This is a genomic window from Sedimentibacter sp. B4, assembly GCF_000309315.1.
Taxonomy (GTDB): domain Bacteria; phylum Bacillota; class Clostridia; order Tissierellales; family Sedimentibacteraceae; genus Sedimentibacter; species Sedimentibacter saalensis.
This window is the reverse complement of the sequence record NZ_CANG01000359.1, coordinates 1-226: the sequence shown is the minus strand read 5'-3', so window position 1 is coordinate 226 and position 226 is coordinate 1. Positions and strand designations below refer to the sequence as shown.

General features: G+C 71.7%; 1 pseudogene. It reads left to right on the top strand.

The window, feature by feature from the left end:
* Positions 1–226, top strand: a pseudogene (locus tag BN358_RS26405) (insulinase family protein); the annotation flags it as partial.

The window sequence follows — 226 nt, the reverse complement described above, 5'->3', positions numbered from 1 at the left end:
ACGTTGCGGCCGTCTCGCTGATCCTGGACGCACCGCTCAACGCCGAGCCGGCCGATGTCGAGGGCGTCGCCACGATCACGCAGCGGTGCCTGGACGAAGGCACCGCGGCACACCCGGGGCCCTCGTTCGCGGAGGCACTGGAGGACATCGGAGCTGTGCTGGGCGGGTCCGCGGGCTACTCGGGCAGCGAGCTCTCCCTTGAGGTGCCGACCGACCGTCTCGGCGA